19 protein-coding genes are annotated in these 24,346 nt (G+C 45.8%); 14 read left to right on the forward strand and 5 right to left on the reverse strand.

Going from position 1 to position 24,346, the window contains the following annotated elements:
- Positions 1-33: 33 nt before the first annotated feature.
- The 3 genes from L4D05_RS20245 to argE form a co-directional block, all read right to left on the reverse strand.
- Complete coding sequence (locus tag L4D05_RS20245) at positions 34-573, reverse strand: PadR family transcriptional regulator (protein ID WP_265676732.1); 540 nt, start codon at positions 571-573, stop codon at positions 34-36.
- Positions 574-959: 386 nt separating this feature from the next.
- Positions 960-3,593, reverse strand: coding sequence for a phosphoenolpyruvate carboxylase (ppc, locus tag L4D05_RS20250; protein WP_428753989.1), 2,634 nt, complete (start codon positions 3,591-3,593; stop codon positions 960-962).
- 312 nt (positions 3,594-3,905) lie between these two features.
- Positions 3,906-5,045: an acetylornithine deacetylase gene (argE, locus tag L4D05_RS20255; protein WP_428795115.1), complete on the reverse strand. Its 1,140-nt coding sequence runs from the start codon at positions 5,043-5,045 to the stop codon at positions 3,906-3,908.
- A 155-nt stretch (positions 5,046-5,200) separates the two neighbouring features.
- Here argE and argC point away from each other — a divergent pair, with 155 nt between their 5' ends.
- From argC to argH, 4 genes are all read left to right on the forward strand, one after another.
- Entirely contained in the window at positions 5,201-6,205 is a 1,005-nt protein-coding gene (gene argC, locus L4D05_RS20260; RefSeq protein WP_428795116.1) for an N-acetyl-gamma-glutamyl-phosphate reductase, read from the forward strand.
- Between the two features lie 24 nt (positions 6,206-6,229).
- On the forward strand, positions 6,230-7,024 hold the full coding sequence (gene argB / locus L4D05_RS20265; RefSeq protein ID WP_428795148.1) for an acetylglutamate kinase: 795 nt from the start codon (positions 6,230-6,232) through the stop codon (positions 7,022-7,024).
- Positions 7,025-7,130: 106 nt separating this feature from the next.
- The gene (locus L4D05_RS20270; RefSeq protein ID WP_428753994.1) at positions 7,131-8,351 is read left to right on the forward strand and encodes an argininosuccinate synthase; all 1,221 of its coding nucleotides are present in this window, start codon (positions 7,131-7,133) and stop codon (positions 8,349-8,351) included.
- Positions 8,352-8,615: 264 nt separating this feature from the next.
- Complete coding sequence (gene argH, locus L4D05_RS20275; RefSeq protein ID WP_428795117.1) at positions 8,616-10,490, forward strand: argininosuccinate lyase; 1,875 nt, start codon at positions 8,616-8,618, stop codon at positions 10,488-10,490.
- Positions 10,491-10,703: 213 nt separating this feature from the next.
- Here argH and L4D05_RS20280 read toward each other — a convergent pair whose 3' ends face one another.
- Positions 10,704-11,432, reverse strand: coding sequence for a glutathione peroxidase (locus L4D05_RS20280; RefSeq protein WP_428795118.1), 729 nt, complete (start codon positions 11,430-11,432; stop codon positions 10,704-10,706).
- Positions 11,433-11,594: 162 nt separating this feature from the next.
- On the opposite strand from L4D05_RS20280, the gene oxyR reads away from it, so the two are divergent.
- On the forward strand, positions 11,595-12,476 hold the full coding sequence (oxyR, locus tag L4D05_RS20285; protein WP_265676741.1) for a DNA-binding transcriptional regulator OxyR: 882 nt from the start codon (positions 11,595-11,597) through the stop codon (positions 12,474-12,476).
- A 175-nt stretch (positions 12,477-12,651) separates the two neighbouring features.
- Here the strand turns inward: oxyR and L4D05_RS20290 are convergent, their stop codons facing one another.
- Positions 12,652-15,288 (reverse strand): penicillin-binding protein 1A, encoded by a 2,637-nt coding sequence (locus L4D05_RS20290; RefSeq protein WP_428795119.1) that lies wholly within the window; start codon positions 15,286-15,288, stop codon positions 12,652-12,654.
- Positions 15,289-15,434: 146 nt separating this feature from the next.
- Between L4D05_RS20290 and pilM the strand changes: the two genes are divergently transcribed.
- The 9 genes from pilM (at position 15,435) to L4D05_RS20335 (ending at position 24,344) form a co-directional block, all read left to right on the forward strand.
- Complete coding sequence (gene pilM / locus L4D05_RS20295; protein ID WP_428795120.1) at positions 15,435-16,415, forward strand: pilus assembly protein PilM; 981 nt, start codon at positions 15,435-15,437, stop codon at positions 16,413-16,415.
- A 6-nt stretch (positions 16,416-16,421) separates the two neighbouring features.
- Positions 16,422-17,015: a PilN domain-containing protein gene (locus L4D05_RS20300; RefSeq protein WP_428795149.1), complete on the forward strand. Its 594-nt coding sequence runs from the start codon at positions 16,422-16,424 to the stop codon at positions 17,013-17,015.
- Positions 17,012-17,614, forward strand: a complete 603-nt coding sequence (locus L4D05_RS20305; protein ID WP_428795121.1) for a type IV pilus inner membrane component PilO — start codon at positions 17,012-17,014, stop codon at positions 17,612-17,614. Before L4D05_RS20300 ends, L4D05_RS20305 begins: the two co-directional genes overlap by 4 nt.
- The gene (locus L4D05_RS20310; RefSeq protein ID WP_428795122.1) at positions 17,604-18,107 is read left to right on the forward strand and encodes a pilus assembly protein PilP; all 504 of its coding nucleotides are present in this window, start codon (positions 17,604-17,606) and stop codon (positions 18,105-18,107) included. Before L4D05_RS20305 ends, L4D05_RS20310 begins: the two co-directional genes overlap by 11 nt.
- A gap of 13 nt (positions 18,108-18,120) precedes the next feature.
- Complete coding sequence (locus L4D05_RS20315) at positions 18,121-19,824, forward strand: type IV pilus secretin PilQ (RefSeq protein ID WP_428795123.1); 1,704 nt, start codon at positions 18,121-18,123, stop codon at positions 19,822-19,824.
- A 195-nt stretch (positions 19,825-20,019) separates the two neighbouring features.
- On the forward strand, positions 20,020-20,538 hold the full coding sequence (gene aroK, locus L4D05_RS20320; RefSeq protein ID WP_428754010.1) for a shikimate kinase AroK: 519 nt from the start codon (positions 20,020-20,022) through the stop codon (positions 20,536-20,538).
- A gap of 30 nt (positions 20,539-20,568) precedes the next feature.
- A complete protein-coding gene (gene aroB / locus L4D05_RS20325; RefSeq protein WP_428795124.1) occupies positions 20,569-21,654 on the forward strand; it encodes a 3-dehydroquinate synthase in 1,086 nt (361 codons plus the stop codon).
- Between the two features lie 230 nt (positions 21,655-21,884).
- Positions 21,885-23,336 (forward strand): AAA family ATPase, encoded by a 1,452-nt coding sequence (locus L4D05_RS20330; protein WP_428795125.1) that lies wholly within the window; start codon positions 21,885-21,887, stop codon positions 23,334-23,336.
- Positions 23,337-23,447: 111 nt separating this feature from the next.
- Complete coding sequence (locus L4D05_RS20335; RefSeq protein ID WP_428754014.1) at positions 23,448-24,344, forward strand: Dam family site-specific DNA-(adenine-N6)-methyltransferase; 897 nt, start codon at positions 23,448-23,450, stop codon at positions 24,342-24,344.
- Positions 24,345-24,346 lie beyond the last annotated feature (2 nt).

Below are 24,346 nucleotides of genomic sequence, written 5' to 3' on the forward strand. Positions count from 1 at the left end.
CCTATAACCAAGTACTAGCTTCAAAGCATTGCATTAAGCGATAGCTTCAAGCTCAGCCAGTGTCTCTTCTGCCCAGTCTAACCAAGCTTGACGTGAAAATAGGTTACGACGCAGTGTTAGGCGCTCTAAACGAGCATGAGTATCTAGCGTGCTTGGCGTTGCGTAGTACGCCGCTTCAATTTCACGGTAGTGTGCAACCAGCTTTTTAGAGTCTTCAATCAGCTCTTCTAGTTGTAGACGAAATGCGGCTGAAGGTTGAACCGCACAGGCTGCGAGTTTCGCTGAGAACTCGTCACGGACTGTAGGGTGAACAGTTGGTTGTTCAAACCAATCACTGAGGGTTCCACGTCCAGATTCGGTAATGGAGTACACCTTGCGATCAGGCTTGCCGTCTTGTGGCTCTAATTTGCAAGTCACAAGACCTTTGTCTGCCATTTTGTTTAATTCACGGTACACCTGTTGGTGGCTCGCTTTCCAAAAATATCCGATGCTTGCAGAAAATTCCTTAGTGATGTCGTAGCCAGTCGCGTCGCGAGTGCTTAATACAGTAAGGATAACGTGTGGTAGTGACATGATAAAAATCCAGATCAATAACTTAATAGTAATTATGGCGCTTGTTACCGTCATCTAAGTTGTGACGCGGCCAAAGCTAACGTTCATCAGTTGAAAAGTTAGAATGGTCTTGTGTAAGAAGCATGGTCTGTGTGGTTAACACAGTCGCCTTTATAAGCCTTTGTCACCTAGGAGGTTGTATGAACACACAACCCATGTCGCCGATAGTTACTTTTATTATTTTTATCGGACAACAGGATTTAATTATATAGAACTTTATAAGCATTAAGTGGAATAGAGGCTGGTATCACTAGAAAAGAACTAACAAAAGACTCAGTAAGGCGCTTTGGTAAAATAAAAGGCCGCAAAATGCGACCTTTTGTCTTTGTTTTGAAATATTATACTGCCTATCCGGTGTTTCGCATGCCAGCTGCGATGCCAGCAATGGTCACCATAAGCGCTTCTTCTAGCTCAGTTTCTGTCTCTTCGCTCTGACGTGTGCGATAGAGAAGTTCGGCTTGCAGCATGTTGAGGGGCTCAACATAGGTGTTACGTAGACGAATAGACTCTTGCCCCCAAGGGTCACTTTGCATGAGGTGATCGTTATTTTCTACGTTCAATACCGCTTTAATATCTTGCTGCAGTTGTGCGCGTAGTTTGTCGCCTAATGGTAGTAACTCTGGGTCAGCCAAACGTTGGTCATAGTAGCGTGAGATTTCCATGTTGCACTTGGTGTACACCATCTCTAGCATGCCTAAGCGAGTAGAGAAGAATGGCCACTCGCGGCACATTTCTTCTAACAGGGCTTGATGACCTTTATCGATAGAGTACTGAATCGCTTCACCCGCGCCTAACCAGGCAGGAAGCACAAGACGGTTTTGGCTCCAAGAGAAAATCCATGGGATAGCGCGTAAGCTTTCTACACCGCCGTTAGGGTTACGCTTTGCAGGGCGAGAGCCTAGTGGAAGTTTACCCAGTTCTAGTTCCGGCGTTGCTTGGCGGAAGTAAGGAACAAAGTCTGGTTCATCACGAACAACACGACGATAGGCATCACAAGAGACTTGCGACAACACTTCCATGAGATCGCGCCAATCTTGTTTTGGCTTCGGCGGCGGTAGCAAGTTTGCTTCTAGGATCGCACTGGCATACAGGTTGAAACTGTTAATGGCAATTTCAGGGAGTCCGAGTTTAAAGCGGATCATTTCGCCTTGCTCAGTGACTCGTAGACCGCGTTTTAGACTCTTTGGTGGTTGGGATAATAGTGCGGCATGTGCAGGCGCACCACCACGACCAATCGAACCGCCACGACCGTGGAAGAGGGTGATTTCAATGCCTGCTTGTTCGCTGACTTCAACCAGAGATTCCATTGCACTGTATTGCGCCCAACCTGCGGCCATCACGCCTGCGTCTTTCGCCGAGTCAGAGTAGCCAATCATCACCATTTGGTGATTTTGGATATAACCACGGTACCAATCAATCTCAAACAGCTGCTTCATCACCGCTTCTGAGTTGTTTAAATCTTCAAGCGTTTCAAACAGTGGGCATACATCCATACGGAATTTACAGCCACACTCTTGCAGAATCAGGTGAACCGCCAGAACGTCAGATGCGGTGCGCGCCATTGAGATGACGTAGGCACCAAAAGCATCACGTGATTGAGAGGCAATCACACGACAAGTATCTAACACTTCTTGTACAGATTCTGACGGCTCCCAGTCACGAGGTAGTAGTGGACGTTTAGAGCTGAGTTCGTTGATAAGGAAAGAAACTTTATCTTGCTCGCTCCATTGGTCGTAGTCACCAAGACCCAAATGACGAGTCAACTCAGAGATCACGTCTGAGTGGCGTGTGCTTTCTTGACGAATGTCCAAGCGAACCAGGTGAACGCCAAAGGCTTTCACGCGGCGGATAGTATCAAGAAGTGACCCATCAGCAATAATGGCCATGCCGCTTTCGCGCAGTGATTGGTAACACGCTAATAGGGGTTCCCACAGCTGTGCACTGTCTTCAAGAATCGGCTTGTTTGGCACATCTTGGTGATTGATTTGCGCTTCCAGTACTTCCAGCGTATTCACCAGCAACTTACGGACTGGTTTTAGAATCGCTCGGTAAGGTTCGTGTTGCTCACCTGCAAGATCTCTAACGTGGTCGTTACATTTCACCATAGACAGCTCAGTGATGAGCTCTTGGAAGTCTTGTAGGTAAAGTTCTGCTGCTTTCCAGCGAGAGAGTAGCATGACTTCACGAGTAATCTTGTGCGTTACAAACGGGTTTCCGTCGCGGTCGCCACCCATCCATGAAGAAATATGCACTGGGCGAGCATCAATGGGTAATCCTTCACCTAAATAGTTCTTCAGGCGATCATCCATTTCACGTAGGAATTCAGGAATGGCCTCCCATAGGGAGTTTTCGACAACGGCAAAGCCCCACTTAGCTTCATCAAGCGGGGTTGGGCGTTGCTGGCGAATAACATCAGAGTGCCAGCTTTGCGCGATAAGTTGCTCTAGGCGGCGCTCGATTTTGCTGCGTTCTTTATCTGATATTTCACTGAGTTCAAGCTTAGAGAGACACTCGTTGATTTTCACCAGTTTATTGATCATGGTACGACGGGTGATTTCTGTTGGGTGCGCGGTCAGTACCAATTCGATATTAAGATCGCGAACCGCTTGTGCAGTATCGAGCTTGCTGATGTTTTCTTGGCTTAATTTCGAAAACAACGTATAGATTGGGTCGGGTTCACAGACATCAGCCTCACAGCTTCGTGAGATCGTATGATATTGATCGGCGATGTTGGTGAGGTTGAGGAATTGGTTAAATGCACGAGCGACTGGCGTTAATTGCTCATTAGGCAGGCTTTTAATCTCATCGATTAAAATCTCACGATCGGCCTCATTGCCTGCACGTACAACGGATTTGGAAAGTTGACGAATTTTTTCAACTTTCTCTAAAATCGCCTCTCCGTGTGCTTCCTTGATGGTATTCCCCAACAAGTGCCCAAGCATCCTAACATTGCTTTTCAATGGGGCGTATTTTTCGTTCATAGTCATCCTGCCTTGTAATTTAACTACATCCATTATTCCGTTTCAGCTTAACAATCTAGCGAAAAATGCTAGGCGTAGTCAAATAAAGTAATCCATGTTTGCAATAATCGCATTGGAATGAAAAGCGCATGCAAACCTTTAACTGCTTAATGTAGCATGCCTTTTTTCATCGAATTCGTTATTGATTTAGGGTAATGATTTTGTTGATTGTTGCGATGCTGAAGTGTTGCTGAATAATTGTACAGCAACACCCAGCCAATCGGCAATGTTGAAAATTTATTACATTGTGTGAGTGATTTGAGTCAAATTGCCTTACTCAAAGCAATATTTATTGATGGCTTTAGCAAGAATATTGATGGTTGGGTCGACAAAGTCTAGGCTAAGAAATTCATCGGGTTGGTGTGCCTGATCAATTGAGCCAGGGCCTAGTACTAGCGTTGGGCACAGCGCTTGCAAAAATGGTGCTTCGGTGCAGTAATTGACCGTGTCAGATGGGGTGTTGCATAGATGCTCCATACCGCCAACAAAAGGATGTTGATGGTCGCATTCATAGCCTGGAATAGGCTCATGCAGTGCGGTAATGGTTAAGCGTCCTGGCCACTTTGCTTCTACCTCTTTTAGTGCACTTCTTAACATATTATCTAGGCCATCTAGGCTGATTCCCGGTAGTGGGCGGACATCGTAATGCAATTCGCAGCAGCCACAGATTCTATTCGCGCTATCACCACCGTGGATGTGGCCGAGATTTAGTGTGGGGCTAGGGATAGCGAATCCAGGGTGGTGATACTCTTTCACCAATTTATCACGTAGCGTCATCATCGCGTACATGACTTCGTGCATGATTTCGATGGCGTTGACGCCCAGTGCGGGATCAGACGAGTGGCCGGACTTGCCTGTCACTCTAATGGCGTTAGCAACGTGCCCTTTGTGTCCACGGATAGGTACAAGGTTAGTGGGTTCACCAATGATGCAATAGTCTGGTTTGAAAGGGGCGGTATCAGTAAAGTGGCGCGCACCAAGCATGGTGGTTTCTTCGTCGCAAGTGGCGAGGACATAGAGGGGCTTGGTTTGTTTGCTCCAGTCGATCTTTTTTACCGCTTCATAGATAAAGGCAAAGAAGCCTTTCATATCCGCCGTACCTAGGCCATAGAAGCGATTGTCTTTTTCGGTAAGATCGTGGGGGTTGAAGCTCCAGCGCCCTTCGTCAAACGGCACGGTATCGCTGTGACCCGCTAACAGCAGTCCACCTTCACCTTGGCCCTTTTTGGCAATCATATTGAATTTGTTCGGTTCAACTTCTTCCACTTCAACTTGAAAGCCAAGATCTTTCATCCAGGTGGCCAGTTTCTCAATGACTTTTTCGTTGCCGTGATCCCAGCTTGGATCAGTCGAACTGATAGAAGGGGTGCTGATTAGGCCCTTGTAGACCTCTAAGAACGTTGGCAATTGCATATTATCTTCACTTCTACTGTTGACAGATTAACTATAAGACGGTAAAACACATATTAAATCAAAATTAATGAATAAAAAATCATTTATTGACTGTTTTTTTAGATTTATAGTCAATGATTGATATGTTCAAGTCTAACTGAAATGGATGTAGATAGATGCTAAAAACCACCATTATTGGCGCCACCGGTTACACAGGAGCAGAACTGGCTCTGATGGTCACCAAACACCCGGAGCTTACGCTATCAGGTTTATACGTGTCCGCCAATAGTGTCGATGCAGGTAAATTGGTTTCACAGGTACACGGCAAATTAGCAGGCATTGTGGATGAGGGTATCCAACCGCTTGTCGATGTCGACAAAGTCGCCAGTGAATGTGATGTGGTGTTTTTAGCAACCGCCCATGAAGTGAGTCACGACTTATCTCCAATATTTCTTGAGCAAGGTTGCCAAGTGTTCGATTTATCTGGTGCGTACCGTGTGAAAGGCGATGATTTCTATACCACGTACTATGGTTTTGAGCATCAGCATGCTCAGTGGCTTGATAAAGCGGCTTACGGTCTTGCAGAGTGGAATGCAGAAGATATTCAAACCGCACAGCTGGTGGCGGTGCCAGGCTGTTACCCAACAGCGTCGCAGCTAGCGATTAAACCACTTGTTGAATCAAAATTGATTGATACGCAAGTTTGGCCTGTCATTAATGCCACAAGTGGTGTGACAGGGGCCGGTCGTAAAGCGACAACAGGTAATAGTTTTTGTGAAGTGAGCTTGCAGCCTTATGGATTGTTTACCCATAGACATCAGCCTGAAATGGCGACGCATTTGGGTTGCGAGGTGATTTTTAACCCGCACTTAGGCAACTTTAAGCGTGGCATTTTGGCCACGATTACCATGAAGCTAGCGGATGGCGCCACGGCGGAACAAGTACAACACGCCTTTGAGGAAGCGTATGCCGAGCAACCTTGTGTACGCATTAAAGGTGACACGATTCCAAGAATTCAAGACGTAGAGAACACGCCGTTTTGTGATATCGGTTGGAAGGTACAAGGTCAACATATTATTGTCGTATCGGCGATCGATAATCTACTAAAAGGCGCGTCAAGCCAAGCGATGCAGTGTCTAAATATTAAAAACCAATTTTCCCAGCTGACATCGCTGGTATAGGGCGAGGAGAGAAGCATGAGCATGATGGAACAACAATCTACGCCATTACCATTGGTGATTAAATTAGGCGGTGCGGCACTTTCTTGTACCAAGACGTTGAATCAACTGTTTGTAGCGATTTCAAACTATAAAAAACAAGCTCAACGCGACATCGTGATTGTACATGGCGGCGGCTACCTTGTTGATGAACTGATGCAGAAACTTAATCTGCCAACAGAGAAGAAACAAGGGTTGCGTGTGACTCCTTATGATCAAATCCCGCTGATTGCTGGCGCCCTTGCGGGGACGGCGAACAAACTACTGCAAGGTGATGCGATTAAAGCGGGTTTAAATGCAGTGGGTTTAAGTCTTGCAGATGGCGGCCTATGTGAAGTGGTCGAACTCGATCCTGAACTTGGTGCCGTTGGCAATGCCAAACCAGGAAACCCTGCGGTACTGCAAGCCATCTTAAAAACAGGTGCGCTACCTATTATTAGTTCGATCGGCTTAGACAACCACGGTCAACTAATGAATGTGAATGCCGACCAAGCAGCGGTTGCGGTTGCGGGCGCACTGGATGCAGAGCTCGTGCTACTTTCCGATGTGAGCGGCGTGTTGGATGGCAAGGGGCATTTATTACCAAGCCTGACTCAAGAGCAAGCCGACGCCCTAATCTCTGGGCATGTGATTACTGACGGCATGATTGTGAAAGTTCAGGCAGCGTTGCAGGCAGCCAGTGAATTAGGTCGTCCTATCGAAGTCGCAACTTGGCGTTACCCAGAAAAATTGAATGATTTGTTTGCTGGTAAAAGCATCGGTACACAATTCGTCCCGAATTAAGACTGAGTGGCCATTCGCCGCGCAGTAACATGAATAAAGAAAAAACTATATTTAAAACCCGAGATACTGACCGCCAATTCAGGCTCGGACATTAGGAGAAAGAACCATGAGCAAGAAAAGCGTAAAGAAAGTTGTTGTAGCCTATTCTGGCGGTCTTGATACTTCTGTGATCATTCCGTGGCTAAAAGAGAATTACGACTGTGAAGTTGTGGCGTTTGTCGCCGACGTGGGCCAAGGTGAAGAAGAGCTTAATGGCATCGAAGAAAAAGCCAAGGCATCAGGCGCGTCTGAATGTTATATCGCTGACCTAAAAGAAGAGATGGTTGCTGAGTACATTTACCCAACCCTAAAAACAGGGGCGTACTATGAAGGTAAGTATCTACTAGGTACGTCAATGGCTCGTCCTATTATTGCCAAAGCGCAAGTGGAAGTGGCACGTAAAGTTGGCGCAGATGCGTTGTGTCATGGTTGTACGGGTAAAGGAAATGACCAAGTACGTTTTGAAGGTGCGTTTGCTGCGCTTGCCCCTGATCTACATGTTATTGCGCCATGGCGTGAGTGGGATCTAGTTAGCCGTGAAGAATGTCTAGATTACCTAGCAGAGCGTAACATCCCGTGTAGTGCTTCATTAACTAAGATCTATTCTCGTGATGCTAACGCATGGCATATTTCAACAGAAGGCGGCGTTTTAGAAGATACTTGGAATGCGCCAAATGAAGATTGCTGGGCGTGGACCGTTGACCCTGAGCAAGCACCAAATGAATCTGAAACCGTGACACTACAAGTTGCTAAAGGTGAAGTGGTTGCGGTCGATGGTGAAACGATGACGCCATACAATGCGTTGGTTTACCTTAATGAAAAGGGTGCTAAACATGGCGTTGGTCGTATTGATATCGTTGAGAACCGTTTAGTAGGCATGAAGTCTCGTGGCTGTTACGAAACTCCAGGTGGCACCATCATGATGGAAGCGTTGCGTGCTGTGGAGCAATTGGTTCTTGATAAAGCGGCGTTCGAATTCCGTGAAGAGTTGGGTGTGAAAGCTTCTCACCTTGTTTACGATGGTCGTTGGTTTACACCGCTTTGCAAATCAATTCTTGCCGCAACGGAAGAGCTTGCGCAAGACGTAAATGGCGAAGTGGTTATCAAGCTTTACAAAGGTCAAGCGACGGTGACTCAGAAGCGTTCAGACAACAGCTTATACTGTGAAGAATTTGCGACCTTTGGAGAAGATGAAGTGTATGACCAAAGCCATGCCGAAGGCTTCATCCGTCTTTACTCACTTTCAAGCCGTATCCGCGCATTGAATGAAGTGAAGAAAAATAAATAATAAAGTGTAGAAAAACAAATAATGCCAACATAGGCGATTTGGATTAAGGTAAACCCACTTGCAGTGCAAGTGGGTTTCTTGTTTTATAAGGATAAAGAAAACAAGAATATGGAATTGCGGTGAATAATTATGTGAAATAAGTGAATTTTTACTTTATTTTCTTTTTGATTTGCCGTAAGTTGAACCTATCAAAAAAACAAACTGACTTTGATTAGATTCCATCGTTAGACAAGCAGTGAATACCGAGCAGTTAGGAGAGTGACAATGGCATTATGGGGCGGAAGATTTACCCAAGCAGCAGATACGAGATTCAAAGACTTTAATGACTCATTACGCTTTGATTATCGATTAGCTGAGCAAGACATTGTCGGCTCAATTGCTTGGTCTAAGGCACTGGTTTCAGTGGATGTATTAACCGTTGATGAGCAGCAAAAGCTGGAATTGGCGTTGAACGAGCTGAAACTTGAAGTGATGGAAGACCCTGAGCAGATTTTACGCTCCGATGCGGAAGATATTCATAGCTGGGTTGAACAGCAACTGATCAGCAAAGTCGGCGATTTAGGCAAAAAGCTGCACACAGGCCGTTCACGTAACGATCAAGTGGCGACTGACCTTAAATTGTGGTGTCGCCAGCAAGGGCAACAGCTTTTAATCGGTTTGGATAGACTACAAACCCAAATGGTGGATGTGGCGAGAGCACACCAAGAAACAGTACTGCCTGGCTATACTCACCTTCAGCGTGCTCAGCCGGTGACATTTGCTCATTGGTGTATGGCTTATGTGGAAATGCTTGAACGTGATTACTCTCGTTTGGAAGATGCCATTAAGCGTTTGGACACTTGCCCGCTGGGTTCGGGTGCACTAGCGGGTACTGCTTATCCAATGGATCGTGAAGAGCTAGCACATAACTTAGGTTTTCGTCGTGCGACGCGCAATAGTCTAGATTCTGTTTCCGATCGTGACCATGTGATGGAGTTAATGTCGATCGCCTCTATTTCGATGTTGCATCTTTCTCGTCTCGCAGAAGATATGATTTTTTATAATTCAGGTGAATCCAACTTCATCGAATTGGCAGATACGGTAACCTCTGGTTCATCGTTAATGCCACAAAAGAAAAACCCCGATGCACTGGAACTGATTCGTGGTAAAACCGGGCGTGTTTACGGTTCGCTTGCGGCGATGATGATGACGGTAAAGGCATTACCACTGGCATACAACAAGGATATGCAAGAGGACAAAGAAGGCCTGTTTGATGCGCTCGATACATGGAATGATTGCATGGAAATGGCGGCGCTTTGTTTCGATGGCATCAAAGTGAATGGTGACCGTACGCTAGAAGCGGCGAAGCAAGGTTACGCCAACTCGACAGAGCTTGCTGACTACTTGGTAGCAAAAGGTATTCCTTTCCGTGAAGCACACCATATTGTCGGTGTGGCGGTTGTCAGTGCGATTGCTAAAGGCTGCGCACTAGAAGAGCTCTCCATCGCTGAACTGCAAGAGTTCTCGCCAGTCATTGAGCAAGATGTTTACGATATTCTTACCATTGAAAGCTGCCTTGAGAAGCGTAACGCTTTGGGTGGGGTCGCACCTCAACAAGTCGCTTACGCCGTGGACCAAGCGGAGAAACGTCTAAGCTCTCGAGATAACTCGGCGGTGAAAGTTCGCTCAGCTCGTCTAACCGACATTGATGCACTAGAAAGCATGGTGGCATATTGGGCAAACCAAGGTGAGAATTTACCGAGGAATCGTAACGAGTTAGTGCGTGATATTGGCTCCTTTGCTGTCGCAGAGCACCATGGTGAGGTCACAGGTTGTGCTTCCTTGTATGTGTATGACTCAGGGTTAGCCGAAGTTCGTTCTCTAGGGGTTGAAGCTGGCTGGCAAGGTCAAGGTCAAGGTACCGCGATTGTTCAGCACTTAGTTGAGAAAGCCCGTAAGATGGCAATTAAGAAAGTCTTTGTACTGACGCGTACCCCTGAGTTCTTTATGAAGCATGACTTCATACCAACATCGAAGACGTTATTGCCTGAGAAAGTGCTAAAGGACTGCGATCAATGCCCAAGACAACATGCGTGTGATGAAGTAGCGCTAGAAGTGAACCTAGCAGAGCAAATTATCGCAAAAATGAATGTCGCATAAGTTATTGAAAGGTATGTATTTAATAAAAAGATCGAAAAAGTTTTAAAAAAAGATCATTTTTAAGGGAACAAATGAGAAAAAGCCCGGTCTATTAAAGTACCACTGCTTTTTCTTAGAAGAATCTAAGAAGGCCCCAAGTCAGATTTGACTTTGGGGCTTTTTTCTTTTTAGCGTTCTAGAAATGAGGCGCTATCCACTCGATAAGCAAAGTCACTAGCCTAAATAGGCTTCTAGCTCTTCGCTTCCACCAATGTGCTTACCACCAATAAACACTTGCGGTACGGTAGTGCGACCACTTACGGCGCGTAAGGTAACCGTTGTTGCATCTTTACCCAATACAATTTCTTCGTATTGCAGGTTGTTATCAATCAAGTTTTGTTTCGCTTTCATGCAAAATGGGCAACCTGGTTTAGAGAAAACAGTAATGGACTGTTGTGTCTTGTGATCTGGTGCGATGTACTTAAGCATTGTATCCGCATCTGACACTTTGAACGGGTCGCCTGGCTCATTTGGTTCGATGAACATTTTTTCTACTACGCCGTTTTTAACCAGCATGCTATAGCGCCATGAGCGTTTGCCAAATCCAATGTCATTTTTCTCAACTAACATACCCATGCCGTCGGTAAAGTCGCCGTTGCCGTCTGGGATAAAGGTGATGTTTTCCGCTTCTTGGTCTGCTTTCCATGCATTCATCACGAAGGTGTCATTGACAGAGACACAGACGATTTCATCTACGCCATGTTCTTTAAACACTGAAAATAGTTCGTTGTAGCGAGGCAGGTGGCTTGATGAACATGTCGGCGTGAATGCGCCCGGTAGGCTGAATACAATCACGGTTTTGTCTTTAAACAGTTCATCGCTTGTCACGTTAACCCATGCATCGCCCTGGCGAGTTGGAAAGGTAACTTGTGGAACCGCTTGACCTTCTTTTGATGCAAACATAATGATGTCCTTAAAAATTCGCAAATTGAAACTGATTAATAATTCGTAGTGAGCTTAGCTTGTACTGCTCTGTTTCGTTGGGATCATTATCAAAAAAACACGTTGATAGTTCCAATCGTTTGTTGTTATGGTATCGATAGTTATTTTCTATCTGGGATCGCAATGAATATTCGAGACTTTGAGTACTTAGTCGCGCTAGCTGAGCATAAGCATTTTCGAAAAGCCGCAGAGGCGTGCTTTGTTAGTCAGCCTACATTAAGTGGGCAGATACGCAAACTGGAAGATGAAATTGGTACGTCATTGTTAGAGCGCAGTAGTCGGCGTGTGTTGTTCACCGATTCTGGTTTGCAGCTAGTCGAGCAAGCTAAGCGTATATTGAAGGAAGTCAAAACCTTTAAAGAGATGGCTGCTGGCCAAAGCGGTGAAATGACGGGACCGATGCATATTGGATTTATTCCTACAGTTGGGCCCTATTTATTGCCGAAAATTGTGCCAAAACTCAAAGAGGCCTATCCGGATCTCGAGCTTTTTCTTCATGAGGCGCAGACTCATCAACTGGTTAGACAGTTAGAAGAAGGTAAGCTTGACTGCCTCGTTTTAGCATCAGTTGCTGAAACGGCGCACTTTAAAGAAATTGAAGTGTATAACGAGCCACTGAGCGTCGCGGTACCTTGCGGCCATGAATGGGCCGATCAGCTTGAAGTTGATATGCATGAGCTTGAAGGGCGTACCGTATTGGCGTTAGGAGATGGACATTGCCTGCGAGATCATGCTCTTGGTTTTTGCTTTGCGGCGGGAGCAAAGGATGATGAACGGTTTAAAGCGACCAGCTTAGAAACGCTTAGAAACATGGTGGCAGCTGGAGCTGGCATTACCTTGCTTCCTGACCTTTCATTGCCTAAAGAGCGTGAGAAGGATGGGGTGTGCTATGTCAGAGCGGTCAACCCAACGCCTTCAAGAAGTTTGGTGTTAGCCTATCGTCCGGGCTCACCGCTACGAGTTCGATTCGAAAAAATAGCGGCGGCGATCGCCAGTTATTTATAGCTGGTCTGATTCAGCACGTCAGACTAACTTTGCTTGGTGCGCTCATTCGGCATAGTGCACTAATTCTGGATGGTGCACTAATACGGCATAGTACAAAAAAAGCCCTCTGAAAGAGGGCTTTAATGATTACTTGCCAAAGATTAGTTTTGGTGGTGTTTGATGAAATACATCATCGCTAAAACAGGCTTTCCCCTTCCGAGGAATCACTGGAATACAAAGTATCCGTGAGACTTTCTTGAACGTATTCTTTTGGTTCAGTGCCAATCTCAAAGTACTCAAACATAGACGATGAATCGGTTTTGTTTGATAGCAATCCTGAGTCACGGTCGATACGCACTCGAGATATCCCATTAGGGATAGCTTTGGAAGCTTGTGGTTTGTCATCCAGTGCAATACGCATGAAATCGACCCATGCCGGTTGCGCCGTTTTTGCTCCTGCTTCCGCACCTGTGATTTGCTCTTTGCCTAAATTACTGTTGGTTGTGGTTCGGCCGAGCTTTCTTTGGTGATCATCAAAACCAACCCAAGCAGTCGCCACAATGCCTGGTCCATAACCGTTGTACCACGCATCTTTTGAGTCGTTTGTCGTCCCTGTTTTTCCACCAATATCGCGACGTTTTAACACTTGAGCTCGCCAACCCGTGCCGTTCCAACCAGTACCATCACGCCAGTTTCCACCGCCCCAAATGTTGCTATACATCATTTCACGAGTGAGGAATGCCGTTTGCTCAGAGAGAACCTGTGGCGCGTAATTAGGCTCGTTTGTATCAACATCTTCCTCATTGAAGCTGGCCATGTCGATTGGCTCAAGCGCTGTTGCATTCGTCGCTTCTTCAATACTCGGAGCAATGTCATCGCTATTTGATGTGAATGTCTCGGGTGTTGGCACTTGTGAACAGCCAGTTTGGCAAATGACATTCGGATGCGCTTCATACTCAACCTTACCAAATGGGTCTTCTACTCGGCTGATGTAGTAAGGTTCAACATAGTACCCCCCATTAGCAAAGACCGAGAAACCTTGTGCCATTTGAATGGGCGTTAAGCTTCCCGCGCCCAGTGCGATCGTCTCTGAACGTGGCACCTTGGTTTTATCAAACCCGAAACGCGTTAAGTACTCACGTGTATCATCCAGTCCGACCTCACGCAGTACACGGACAGCCATAACGTTTTTAGACTGAGCTAGGCCGATGCGAAGTCGAGTAGGGCCAGTATAAGTTGGAGGTGAATTTTTTGGACGCCAAGCTGTGCCTGCGCTCTTGTCCCATTTGTTAATCGGTGCGTCATTCACCAAGCTTGCCAGTGTCATGCCTTTATCAAGCGCCGCAGCGTAGATAAATGGTTTGATACTAGAGCCGACCTGACGGACAGACTGTGTCGCACGGTTAAACTTGCTGTGAACAAAGTTGAAACCGCCCACTAGCGAAAGGACCGCGCCATTTTCTGGATTGATTGCGACAAATGCAGTGTTGGCATTGGGCACCTGACTTAAACGCCATACGATGGCTTTTTCTGGAGCCACTTCTGCGTTTTCTGTTGGTTCAACATCCGTGACGTCTTCAAGAGTATCAATGTGGCTTGCGCGTACCCAGATTTGTTCGCCGACTGCGGTTACGTCACCTGCTGATTTCGGTGCGGCACCTTGGCGGTCATCGGTTCTGAACTTACGAGCCCATTTGATGTTATCCCAATCTATGGTTTGCTCTTGGTAACCCTTCACCCAAACCTTAATAGATTTGGCGTTAACTGCAGTGACAATGGCAGGACGCAGTTCACCATAAATTGGTTGTTTGCGTAGGTACTTTGTCATGTCTTCAGTTGACATCGCTGGCTGGTTCGCTTTCCAAACTACTTTTTCTGCACCGCGATAGCCGTGTCGTTCATCGTAGGCTAAAAGGTTGTTGATGGCAGCAGTGTGCGCGGCTTTTTGCAATTTAGAATCTACCGTCATAGTGATGCGCATACCGGATTCGTAGGCATCCTCACTGTAACGATTGACCATCCATGCTCGAGCGATTTCAGCGACGTACGGCGCTCTTAGTTCGATTTCAGCACCATGGTACTGCGAAATAATCGGCTCTTCTCGGGCTTCATTGAACTGTGCTTGAGTGATGTACTTTTCACTTAGCATTCGAGCAAGTACTACATTTCGACGATGAGTGGCGCGCTCGATCGAGTAGATTGGGTTCATGGTTGACGGCGCCTTGGGCAGTCCGGCGAGCACAGCAATTTCACTTAGCGTCAACTGATCAAGATCACGGCCAAAATACGCTTGAGCTGCAGCGCCAAACCCGTAGGAGCGGTAGCCAAGAAATATCTTGTTAACGTATAGCTCCATGATCTCTTGCTTGCTTAGTAGCTGCTCAATATGCACGGCAATGAAGATTTCTTTCACTTTCCGCATGATTTTCTTCTCATTAGACAAGAAGAAGTTACGGGCTAGCTGTTGAGTAATAGTACTCGCGCCCTGTGACGCGCTACCAGAAGCAATAACGGCCACTGCGGCTCGAGTGATACCAATAGGATCAAAGCCAAAGTGGTCGTAGTAACGACTGTCTTCCGTTGCGATTAATGCATGGATTAAATCCTGCGGGATTTCGTCATAGGAAAGAGGGATGCGTCGTTTTTCGCCAAATTGTGCGATCAACTTCCCGTCTTGGCTATATACCTGCATTGGGGTTTGGAGCTGAACGTCTTTCAGTGTTGCGACGTCAGGCAGTTCTGGTTTTACGTAGTAGTAAAACCCAAAAATTGTACTCACTCCAAAGAGTATGCAAATAAATGCAAATACCAACAGTCTCTTTATGAACTTCACCGGAGATTCCCTGATTGATTAAGGTTATGGGTAGGCAGTTACTTGTACTCTAGTCCAAAAAACTACCTATAGGGTTAATTAACGCTTATTTGGGCGTCAATCTCAACCTTTTCACATGGTTATTGTATTTGTTGAGGTTATTTCTTATGACTAAGAAATGGATTACGGGCATTGATATTGGACGTTACAGCGCCAAAGCCGTTGTGCTGATGGTTGATGGCGCCACGTTGACCGTCATTAACCACCTTGAATTAACAGGCTCTGACGCTATTTTCTCCGATTCTCATACATTAAAGCATCAAGAAACTGTAAAGAATCTAAAAAACTTTAAGAAACTGCCACCTATCTTTCGGAAAAAAGCGGCGATCGTCATTCCAGATAGCGCAGCAATCAGCAAAATCATTTCAGTGGAAAGGGGATTGAAAGGGCGTGAACAAGAGTTTGCTGTGTTTCAAGCCATGAGCCACCAAACCCCTTATCCGCTAGAAGAGTTGGCTCTCGATTTTTATAAGGCATCACCAATATCTGAAGGACAAGCCGAAGCATATCGAGTGCATGTGGTTAAGCAGTCTATTGTTGATAATTGGAGTCAGACCATTAAGAAGCTGGGTTATGAACCGCAGTATATGGACACTAATATCAACGCACTTCGTGGGCTACAGACCATGTTGAGTCACAATCAAGGTGTATTTGATAGCTGGGGGATATTGGATTTAGGGAGCCAGCAAGCCGCACTATGTCCACCGAAAAATATGCCGTTAGATATGGCAAAGCAATGGCTTTATGACGGCACCCATCAGCATGACCAGCAAGCGAGGGGAGTGAATCAAAAAAGCGAAGCAGAGCAGGCATTTGATCAGGTAGCCAGCAAAGTGATGTCACAAATACAGTTGTATCGTTCTGTGCAGGGTGGCCTGGCTTTGGAAGGTTTATTGGTGTGTGGTGGGCACGCTAACTCGCCACAACTTATGGACTTTATTAAACGTAAGTTGGGCATGCCAGCTAGAGCTTTACCCTTGCACAACGCTGTGGCGGTGAGCAGCAAGGAAGCGACACTGTTAAGCAGCTCGTTTGCGGTGGCATTAGGTGTGGCCTATAACGCTAGTCAGTGGATGGAGGCGCATTAGGTGGAGATGGTTAACCTACTACCTTGGCGCGAAAAAAGGCGCCATCAACATCGCCAACGTTTTGTTGTTGTACTCATTGCAGCGGTGGTCATTGCTGCTGCGACTGTGCAAACGGCTATGTGGTTCGTGTCGATGCAAATAGAGGAGCAGCAGGCGAGGCAGCGTTATCTTCAGCAAAAGGTGACGGGCTATCAAAAAGACATAGCGTCATTGGTGAAAGTGACTCAATTCCATGCTGCATTGGAGCAGCGCCTTGGTTACGTGGAAATGCTGCAAATACAGCGCAATAAAACCACATTAGTGATGAATGCGTTACCGACTTTAGTTCCCAGTGGTGTTTATGTGGACAAAGTTCGCATGGAAGGGACGAATTTTAAGTTAAGCGGTATTAGCAGTAGTACGGCTAAGCTCGCTCAAATGCTGGAGCGATTTGAGACCTCTGCTCTACTACAAAATGTCGACATGCATTCGATTGTCCATGGCAACCAACGTTTTGGACAAAGCTACCAATCTTTCAATATCTCTTTTCAATTCAACTCGAATTCACTAATGGATAGCACCTCGGCGGATCCTAGGATAGATGGGGAGCGCCTAAAATGAGCCTTGCGGACTTAGATCTTGATGAAATGCCGGATTGGCCTTGGGTCCCACAAATGCTAGTCGCTTTGTTACTACTGTTATTACTACTCGTTGCAGGCGCGTTTTTTGTCGTAAAGCCAGCTTTAGATGAACTGGAACATCATAAGCAACAAGAGCAAGTGCTGAAACAAACACTAAGTCGGGTAGCTAAAAAAGCCGCGTTACTGCCGCTGATGCAAGCGCAACTCAATGAGCTTAATAGTCACTATGATTTCTTACTGCAGCAATTGCCAGAACAAAAAGAGTTAGCCAGCTTATTGGCAGCGATGAATGAAGAAGGGTTGAATAATGATTTAACCTTTACTCGAATTGATTGGGGGAAGCGCGTTGCTCAGGATTTTTTATTGAAGCTGCCCCTCGATATCGAATTGACTGGCAGTTACAACAATATTGGCGATTACGTGCAGGCTATTGCCCAGTTACCGCGAATTATATTGCTTGAAAATGCGGAGTGGCAAAGGGTGAGTCAAGAGAGTAGTACGCTGCACTTTCGTGTGAGGGCTTACACCTATCAGTTTAAACAGGGCGAACAAAATCAGGAGCAAGGGCATGGAGGCTAGTCGTTGGATGCTACTTTCTGTTGGTTTAGTAGGGTGTCAGGCCAATGATGACTCTTTAACGGATTTTGTTGCAAAAACGGAGGCGGAGATTGTCATTGAAGTGGCGCAGCTTCAGCCTCGTTATTCATTTAATGCCGTACCGTTTACGTACTCTAAGAACGGTACGCCTTTTGATTTGCCTAAGTTAGCTCAAGCTCAAAGACCCGCCAATAATCAAGCTTGTTGGCAACCCAAAGCAAGGGGCAAAGGTAACTTAGAGCAATATCGTTTAACGGAGCTGAGACTCAAAGGGGTGATGAGTAAAGGGAAAGGGTTAACGGGTCTATTGCAACTTCCTAATCGCCAACTGGTTAAGGTGAGTGCTGGGCAATATATTGGTGAAAATAATGGTCAAATAAAACAAGTGACCCCAGATAGCCTTATTGTCAATGAAACCTTATCAGACGGTTTAGGCTGTTGGTTTCAAAGGCAAGTTAAGCTCGCGTTGAATTAATGGAGAAGTGGTAATGCCAAGGGATGTGAGCAATGTATTCAAAGGGCTATTGATGATGGTGACCCTGTGGTGGGCGGGGGAAAACTTAGCCGCGGAACCCATGAACGCCATTAAAGGGGTTTCGTTTGAACTCAATGAGTTAAAGCAAGGGGTAGTGATTGTTAATTTAGCTGAAGTTGGCAGTGTGGTTGATGTGGAAACGATGGCCAATGGGATAAGCATTGTCTTGAAGCAGACCAAGATACGCCCTGAGCAATTGTCTATTATCGATGTCAAAGATTTTGCTAGTGAAGTGAACCAGTTAGAACTGTTTGATGATACGCCAGATGTTAAGCTGTTGGTGGAAACCAAAAACAATGTGGACTACTCATACGAAATAAATAACAAGCAGTTAAGAGTGACGTTGTTGCCGTTGTCCAAAGAGAAAACCGATGAGAAAAAATGGCTGCTCGCCCATCAAGGAAAATTGACGTCTATTAATTTTCAAGACATCCCGGTTAGGAACGTGTTGCAGTTGCTCGCGGACTACAATGATTTCAATCTTGTGGTGTCAGATAGTGTTCAAGGCAACCTCACTCTTAGGTTGGATGATGTGCCATGGACCGAGGTGTTAGACATTATTTTGCGTGTGAAAGGGCTAGATAAGCGGGTAAATGGCAACGTGGTGCTTGTCGCGCCTAAGGCGGAGCTTGATCAGCAGGAAAAAATGGCGTTAGAGAAAAGTCTGCTCACGGAACAGATTGGGCAACTTAGATCGGAAATTATTAAAATTAGCTACGCTAAGGCTTCAGATGTTGCAGCAATGCTGGGCGGTGAAGGGGAGGTGAGCATGTTATCGGAGCGCGGCTCAATTGCGATTGATGAGCGAACCAATTCATTGCTGATCCGCGAACTGCCAGACAATATCGCGGTGATCCGTGAAATAATCGCTTCCTTAGATGTACCAGTAAAGCAAGTTCAAATTGAGGCTCGGATTGTCACCATCAATGAGGGCAACATGGATGAACTTGGCATTCGCTGGGGGGTCACCAAGGTGAGTGGCGATACCACGATTGGTGGTTCGATTGAAAATAATCTAGGCACGATAGGACTGTATGATCAAGAAGATGGCGATGCGTTTGTTGACGACTTCCTTAATGTTAACTTAGGGGCGACATCCGACAGTGCAGCGCGACTGGCGTTTCAAGTAGCGAGTCTGGGTTCGAACGTCTTACTTGATCTGGAGTTATCTGCGCTGCAGCAAGAATCCAAAGCAGAAATTATTTCTAGCCCAAGGCTGATCACCACGAATAAGAAGTCGGCTTACATTGAACAGGGGACAGAAATACCTTATCTAAAAGCAGCCTCAAGCGGGGCGACATCCGTTGAGTTTAAGAAAGCGGTATTATCGCTCACCGTGACGCCACAAATTACCCCAGATAATCGTTTAGTGTTGGATCTTCATGTGACTCAAGACAGACCTAGCCAAGTGGTAAAAACAGAGGAAGGGGAAGCCGTTGCGATTGATACGCAAAGAATAGGAACACAAGTTCTGGTGAACAATGGAGAAACGGTCGTATTAGGGGGGATCTTTCAACATAGTATTACCAATAGCGTGGATAAAGTGCCGTTGTTAGGGGATATTCCCGGTTTGGGGGCGTTATTTAGGCGAACCTATGAAAAAGTAGGGAAAAGTGAATTACTAATCTTTGTGACACCGGAAATAATAGTTAACTAAGTTGTTGTAAATATAGGGCTTATTGAAAATAGTGAAAAATAAAGTTGCATTCGGGTCACCTTACCTTGATAATTTCGGGTCTTATCACGTCTTGTCTGTGAGGAATCGGTGTCACAAGCCCTTTTCCCGATGCTTTTTTTTCGGTATTTTCTTGTGGCGATGTCATTGAATTAACGTTGTAAATTACTGCTAAACATGGCTGAAAAACGTAATATTTTCCTTGTTGGCCCTATGGGCGCCGGCAAAAGCACTATCGGTAGACACCTAGCTCAACAACTTCATATGGAGTTTGTTGATTCTGATACCGTTATTGAAGAACGCACTGGTGCAGACATCTCTTGGGTGTTTGACGTCGAGGGCGAAGAAGGCTTCCGCAAACGCGAAGAGTCAGTGATTAATGATCTGACAGAGGAGCAAGGCATTGTCCTTGCAACTGGTGGTGGTTCGGTTAAGAGTAAAGAAAACCGTAACCGTCTCTCTGCACGCGGAATCGTTGTATATCTAGAAACCACAATTGAGAAACAGCTTGCTCGCACAAACCGCGATAAAAAGCGCCCATTACTGCAAACGGATGATCCGCGCGAAGTATTGGAATCGCTAGCGGATGAACGCAACAACTTGTATAAAGATGTGGCCGACTACACTGTTCGCACTGATGATCAAAGTGCAAAAGTGGTAGCCAACCAAATCGTAAAAATGCTAGAAGAAGGTTAATTACAACCTTCTTTCAACGGAGAGCAAACCATGGAACGGATTACGGTTAATCTTGGTGAGCGTAGCTACCCTATTTCAATTGGTGCCGGGTTATTTAATGACTCGGCGCAATTTTCTCAAATTCCAGATGGAAAATCGGTGGTACTGATTACCAATACCACGGTTTCCCCTCTTTATAGCCAATCCATTCTGTCTCAACTGGATAACAAAGGTTGTAAAACCTCTTTGTTAGAGCTTCCAGATGGTGAACAGTATAAAACCCTCGATACCTTTAATACCATCATGACGCACCTACTGTCTGGCAATTATGGCCGAGATGTTGTGGTTGTCGCGTTAGGCGGTGGTGTGATTGGCGATCTTGTTGGATTTTCTGCGGCGTGCTATCAGCGCGGTGTTGATTTTATTCAAATTCCTACCACATTGCTTTCTCAAGTAGACTCATCTGTGGGTGGGAAAACCGCTGTTAATCATAGTTTAGGTAAAAACATGATTGGGGCTTTTTATCAGCCTCAGTCGGTGATTATTGATATTGATTGCTTAAAAACGCTACCCGAGAGAGAGTTTGCGGCGGGAATGGCGGAAGTGATTAAGTATGGGATTATCTATGATGCGGACTTTTTTGATTGGCTTGAAGCGAATTTAGATAGTCTGTACCAACTGGATCAAACAGCGTTGACCTACGCGATTGCACGTTGTTGCGCCATTAAGGCGGAAGTCGTGGCGCAAGACGAAAAAGAGTCGGGTATTCGAGCGTTATTGAACCTAGGTCATACATTTGGTCATGCCATTGAAACTGAACTGGGGTATGGTAAATGGCTACACGGAGAAGCAGTATCATCGGGCACAGTAATGGCTGCTCATACCGCTCATTTGCTGGGAGATATTTCTGCAGAGCAAGTTGCGCGTATTATTGCCATACTCAAGCGAGCGAACTTGCCCGTTCATACGCCAGATTCTATGACATTTGATGATTTCATGAGTCATATGATGCGAGATAAAAAAGTATTGTCCGGTCAATTGCGTTTGGTGTTACCAACGACGATAGGTGATGCGCAAGTGGTCTCTGATGTACCCAATGAGTTGATTGAAAAAGCGATTGATCTCTGTCGCATCTAATCTTATTCATTAGATTAGCGCGCGGTATTTGTCGACAAAAGGCTCCTATTTGGGGCCTTTTTTAGATCTTAAACTCATCAAGTTTTTCGCCTCTGATACAAAGGTGAGTAACTTTGATATTGAGAGCCGTGAATTTTAAAGCGGTTTAAAGCCATCTGTTTTTTAGGTTATTTGTTTTAAGGCCAGCGGTGTCTGCCGCTATTGGCTTTGTAGGCTAAGAGTGATCGCCAATGAGTTTATCTTATGAAATGCGGGTGATGGAGTTGGACTCTCAAACCCATTTACTGGAAAGACTGCAGCTGTTAACTCAGTTTTCGTCTAATTTTGTCTCGATTATTGGTGAAGTCGGCATAGGAAAAACTTGGTTGGCTCATCGTTACTTGGAATCATGGGCGCACGGTAAGAATCAGTCATTGGTGACCTGCTTTCCTCATCAAGATGATCAGGTGATTCGCGGTAATATTCTCCGCCAACTTTTTCCTCATACGCTTTACAGCGAAACAGATACACTGCAGGACAGCATTGAGCGTATTTTAGACGGTGAGGCGTGCGATATTGTCATCGTTGTCGACGAAGCGCAGCATTTGTCTCAGGCTTTATTGGCTGAACTTTGGTTATTGGTGCTCGCCACCCATAGTGTGACTCAGCAAAATGTGAGTGTTGTGGTTTTTAGTACCAGCCATGCCACACATAACCGCGTGGCCCGTCTTAGCCATGGTTTGGATATTAAACCTATTGAACTCGAAGTGGATGAACTCTCTAATTCGGAAGCGACACAGTTTTTTGAGACATTAGTACTACGCTACCTTGATGAAAGTGTTGAAAAAAGAATCAAAACTGCGTTTACTAAGACGAAGCCCATTCCAGGGAATATATTGGCGCTCGGGGAGCAAACAATGGAAAAGAAAGTGATAATTCGTTCGCTGGTTGGCTCGCCGACTAAGATTGCCGCGTTGGTTGTGGTATTGATGATTATAATTTTTATGGGCTATCGCAGCTTATTGACGTCGCCAGATACGGCGGATGATGCACAACCGACGGTTACCGTGGAAGAGACAGAGAACTCCGCGACTGAGCCCAAAGTAGATGCGTCATCAGCAGAGCAAATTGCCAATGCCAATCAAGAAATGCCAGCCGTAGAAGCGACAACGGATGACTCTATGGCGTTACCTCCACAAGTGACTTCCGAGACAGCCAGTGTTGGTGTGTCTGAAACGGGAGAGCGAGTGGTGATTACTTCTGACGTCGTTGATGCTTTGTTGGAGGATAATACCGCAGTAGCCGTGGCAAATGCCGCAGAAATTCAAGCGGTGGTGTTACCACAAAATACCGTGGTGGATGTAGAGAGTTCTCCAGTATTGCAAACACCCATTACTTTTTCGTTTGCCCGCGATGAGCTCAAAGCGATGGCGGCCAATACGTATACGCTACAGATTTCTGCGATGACGCATCTTGATGATGTACAACAGTTCCTGAATAAGCATACTTTTGATAAACCAGTACGTGTTTACCCGACGATCCGTAATGATGAAAAGTGGTATATCGTGACTTACGATCAATACGCCAGTATTCAGGCGGCTCGTGATGCGGCGGAAGCGTTACCTAAAGAGTTGCGTTCATTAGGCGCCTGGGCGAAATCGTTAAGCCAAGTTCATCGTGAAATTGATCGCTGGCAAGACTAAAAACCGTAGTGAACCAAAGCGAGTGTTGATGCGAGAAAGGTCAACATAACAGATTGAATTATGATATATTCCCCTCCCTTAAATTTTGGGTGGCAGTAAATAGAGCAAGCAATGAAAAAGCAACGCGCCTTTCTAAAGTGGGCTGGTGGAAAATATGGCTTAGTCGAAGATATTCAAAAGCATTTGCCAGACGCAAGAAAGTTGGTGGAGCCTTTTGTTGGCGCCGGTTCGGTTTTTTTGAATACGGACTACGATCAATATCTACTTGCCGACATTAATCCAGATTTAATTAATCTCTACAATTTGCTTAAAACAGAGCCAGAAAAGTACATTGAAGAGGCGAAACGCTTCTTCACGCCTGAGCACAACCAAAAAGAGGTGTATCTTGGGGTTCGCGCTGATTTCAATCAAAGTGATGATGTGCTGTTTCGTTCGGTTGCCTTTTTGTACATGAACCGCTTCGGTTTTAATGGCTTATGTCGTTATAACAAAAAGGGGGGATTCAATGTCCCGTTTGGTTCTTATAAAAAGCCTTACTTCCCTGAAAAGGAACTGATTTTCTTTGCGGAAAAAGCCAAGAAGGCTACGTTTGTCTGTGAAGGCTATCCTGAAACCTTTCGCCGTGCCCGTAAAGGCAGCGTGGTGTATTGCGATCCACCTTATGCACCGCTGTCGAATACCGCCAACTTTACCTCGTATGCGGGGAACGGTTTTTCATTGGATGACCAAGCGGCTCTCGCGGATATTGCTGAACATACGGCATTTGACCGACACATCCCGGTGTTGATTTCTAATCACGATACTACGCTCACGCGCCGCCTTTATCATGGTGCACAGTTGAATGTGGTGAAAGTGAAACGCACCATCAGTCGCAATGGCTCTGGACGTAACAAAGTGGATGAACTGCTGGCGTTATTTGAAGCCAAAGTCCAACCAGAAGCGAAAAGTACAGTTGAGTCTAAAGCCGACAATGCAGCAAAAGTGATGTCTGATTTGGATAAGCGCTAGGA

It is taken from the genome of Vibrio nomapromontoriensis (assembly GCF_050337205.1).
GTDB lineage: Bacteria > Pseudomonadota > Gammaproteobacteria > Enterobacterales > Vibrionaceae > Vibrio > Vibrio nomapromontoriensis.

Excerpts from the sequence above, each read along its gene's own strand:
- L4D05_RS20330 (WP_428795125.1), top strand. The coding sequence starts at position 21,885 with ATGAGTTTATCTTATGAAATGCGGGTGATGGAGTTGGACTCTCAAACC.
- aroK (WP_428754010.1), top strand. The coding sequence starts at position 20,020 with ATGGCTGAAAAACGTAATATTTTCCTTGTTGGCCCTATGGGCGCCGGC.
- pilM (WP_428795120.1), top strand. The coding sequence starts at position 15,435 with ATGACTAAGAAATGGATTACGGGCATTGATATTGGACGTTACAGCGCC.
- L4D05_RS20310 (WP_428795122.1), top strand. The coding sequence starts at position 17,604 with ATGGAGGCTAGTCGTTGGATGCTACTTTCTGTTGGTTTAGTAGGGTGT.
- L4D05_RS20335 (WP_428754014.1), top strand. The coding sequence starts at position 23,448 with ATGAAAAAGCAACGCGCCTTTCTAAAGTGGGCTGGTGGAAAATATGGC.
- L4D05_RS20280 (WP_428795118.1), bottom strand. The coding sequence starts at position 11,432 with ATGTTTGCATCAAAAGAAGGTCAAGCGGTTCCACAAGTTACCTTTCCA.
- L4D05_RS20270 (WP_428753994.1), top strand. The coding sequence starts at position 7,131 with ATGAGCAAGAAAAGCGTAAAGAAAGTTGTTGTAGCCTATTCTGGCGGT.
- L4D05_RS20245 (WP_265676732.1), bottom strand. The coding sequence starts at position 573 with ATGTCACTACCACACGTTATCCTTACTGTATTAAGCACTCGCGACGCG.
- ppc (WP_428753989.1), bottom strand. The coding sequence starts at position 3,593 with ATGAACGAAAAATACGCCCCATTGAAAAGCAATGTTAGGATGCTTGGG.
- aroB (WP_428795124.1), top strand. The coding sequence starts at position 20,569 with ATGGAACGGATTACGGTTAATCTTGGTGAGCGTAGCTACCCTATTTCA.
- argE (WP_428795115.1), bottom strand. The coding sequence starts at position 5,045 with ATGCAATTGCCAACGTTCTTAGAGGTCTACAAGGGCCTAATCAGCACC.
- oxyR (WP_265676741.1), top strand. The coding sequence starts at position 11,595 with ATGAATATTCGAGACTTTGAGTACTTAGTCGCGCTAGCTGAGCATAAG.
- L4D05_RS20300 (WP_428795149.1), top strand. The coding sequence starts at position 16,422 with ATGGTTAACCTACTACCTTGGCGCGAAAAAAGGCGCCATCAACATCGC.
- argH (WP_428795117.1), top strand. The coding sequence starts at position 8,616 with ATGGCATTATGGGGCGGAAGATTTACCCAAGCAGCAGATACGAGATTC.
- L4D05_RS20315 (WP_428795123.1), top strand. The coding sequence starts at position 18,121 with ATGCCAAGGGATGTGAGCAATGTATTCAAAGGGCTATTGATGATGGTG.
- argC (WP_428795116.1), top strand. The coding sequence starts at position 5,201 with ATGCTAAAAACCACCATTATTGGCGCCACCGGTTACACAGGAGCAGAA.
- L4D05_RS20305 (WP_428795121.1), top strand. The coding sequence starts at position 17,012 with ATGAGCCTTGCGGACTTAGATCTTGATGAAATGCCGGATTGGCCTTGG.
- argB (WP_428795148.1), top strand. The coding sequence starts at position 6,230 with ATGGAACAACAATCTACGCCATTACCATTGGTGATTAAATTAGGCGGT.